Origin of the sequence: Carboxylicivirga longa, from assembly GCF_050589825.1 — a bacterium.
Taxonomy (GTDB): domain Bacteria; phylum Bacteroidota; class Bacteroidia; order Bacteroidales; family Marinilabiliaceae; genus Carboxylicivirga; species Carboxylicivirga longa.
Window position 1 is genome coordinate 1 of record NZ_JBNGOZ010000050.1, and the last position, 2,266, is coordinate 2,266.

A 2,266-nucleotide genomic window follows, 5' to 3' on the forward strand; every position below is an offset into this window, starting at 1 on the left:
CTTTTATTTTGGCGGTATCCATGGCATTTTCTCATTAAGTTACAAAATTAAAACGCTATTGTAAACTACAGCCTTATTGTATTATGGTCAGACCATGGCCAAAGCTTTGGCGAAAAAAGAACATATAGAAAAATGAGCCTGTGGGAAGAATCAACCCGTGTACCATTATATATTGTGACTCCCGAAAGCAAAGGAGGTACAAACTGTAAACAAGCAGTTAGCCTGCTGGATATTTACCCGACACTGCTTGACCTATGCCAGTTGCCGCTTGCTGAACATCTTGATGGTCGGAGTCTGAAGCCATTGCTTGACAACCCTAGCCAGGAATGGGATTACCCTACACTCATTTCGTGGCGATACCAAAACTATGCTGTTAGAAGCAACAACTTCCGCTACATCCAATATCGCGATGGCAGTGAAGAGTTGTATGACCATACAAAAGACCCTGATGAATTTAATAATGTGGCACATGATGCTGCTTATAGCACACAGGTTGAATGGCATCGCCAACACATTCCACAAGCAACTGCCCTGCCTGTTGGCGTAAGTGAATGGAACGGTGATGAAATTGATGCTAGAATCGAAGAATGGAAAACACAAAATAACATGCCAGAGTGGCTTAAATAAGCTCCTTTCAATAAAAAATTGATTGAGGAATTATTTGCACTAAAAAAAAAGCCGTTATCGATTATATCTGATAACGGCTTTTTCTTTACCTACCCTTCCCCGACTTCTCTAAATGCTCTGTGGGTAGGTAGTCAAAATGTTTTTTAAAGCTGGTTGAAAAGTAAGACGGTGAATTAAAACCCACCATATAGCTAACCTCCGCTACCGAATAACGATTTTCTTCCAACAACTGTATAGCCTTATTAAAACGCACCTTTTTAACAAAATCAGTGGCAGATGCCCCTGTGATAGCTTTCATCTTTAAGTGCAGGTTTGAGCGACTCATCCCCATCTCTCGAGCAAATAAGTTAACTGAGAATTCTGCATCCTGCAGATGCTTTTCTACAATGCCAAGTGCTTTATGCATTAATTCCTTATCGAGGTTATTGAAGGCAATAGCCTCGGGTTTAATGGAAGTTGACTGCGAATATAACTCCTTTAAACGCACCCGAGTTTTTATTAAGTTCTTCACCTTAGCCTCCAGCAGGTTCATCTCAAAAGGCTTCACCACATAATCGTCTGCTCCCAGCTCATGTCCTTTGATTTGATCATCCACTGAATTTTTTGCCGTCACCAATATCAATGGAATATGGCATGTTTTTACATTCTGCTTAAGGATTTTACAAAAACTCAACCCATCCATTTCGGGCATCATAATGTCTGAAATAATTAAGTTAGGCTCCTGCTTATAAATAAGTTCCAGGGCCTCCTTGCCATTACCAGCGGTCTGAACATTGTAGTTTGTTTTTAGATTATCCTCTAAATAATTGATAATATCTTTGTTATCTTCAACTAATAAAATTGTTTCCGCCTTTTTTTCTTCTTCTGTCATTGAAAAAGCTTCTTCATCCTCCAGGGCAACCTGTGGCAGTGCGTTATTGTCTAGCTTTCCCTCATCTTCAGTATTTATTTCTTCCTCCAGATAGTAAGAGTCATCTAATGGTAAACGAACCGTGAATACTGAACCTTTTCCTTCCTCACCGGTGGCCGAGATATTCCCATGATGGAGCTCAACTAAACGCTTAGTAAGGGCTAAACCAATACCTGACCCTAGTTTAGAGCTGCTCTCATCGACCCGATAAAAGCGTTCAAATATTAAAGATATCTTTTCAGGAGGGATGCCCTTCCCGGAGTCTTTTACTTGAATTACTACCCAGTTATCTTCGCAATACAGGCTTATACCAATAGTACCGCCAGCCGGTGTATACTTAAAAGCATTCGACAAGAGGTTAAAAGTTATTTTTTCGATGTAGCTCTTATCGAATAAACAATTTAGCTTTTCTTCCTTGGAGTCAAAAGTAAAAATGATATTGTTCTGCGATGCTGCCAAAGCAAACGATAAATAGATTTCGTTAATAAAACCTACAAATTCATTGCGGGCAACATTTAATTTCAACTCACCCAACTCCGACTTTCTAAAGTCCATTAATTGGTCAATAAGCGTCATCAAGCGTCTCGCATTCCTGTAGATAATGTCGTGCTGCTTGTTTAACCAACTATCACCGCTTTTCCTTTCAATAATCTTGGCTATAGTTTAATAATGCGTTGTAAAACCGATTAGTTGTTGATAACATAGGTCTATTTTCAAAAACCTTTCCTT

General features: G+C 39.4%; 2 protein-coding genes. One reads left to right on the forward strand and one right to left on the reverse strand.

The window, feature by feature from the left end:
• Positions 1 to 75 precede the first annotated feature (75 nt).
• Positions 76 to 627: a sulfatase/phosphatase domain-containing protein gene (locus tag ACRD7A_RS18945; protein ID WP_430812963.1), complete on the forward strand. Its 552-nt coding sequence runs from the start codon at positions 76 to 78 to the stop codon at positions 625 to 627.
• 85 nt (positions 628 to 712) lie between these two features.
• Here the strand turns inward: ACRD7A_RS18945 and ACRD7A_RS18950 are convergent, their stop codons facing one another.
• Positions 713 to 2,092 carry a hybrid sensor histidine kinase/response regulator transcription factor gene (locus ACRD7A_RS18950; protein ID WP_430812962.1) on the reverse strand — a complete coding sequence of 460 codons (1,380 nt, stop codon included), beginning with the start codon at positions 2,090 to 2,092 and terminating at the stop codon, positions 713 to 715.
• Positions 2,093 to 2,266 lie beyond the last annotated feature (174 nt).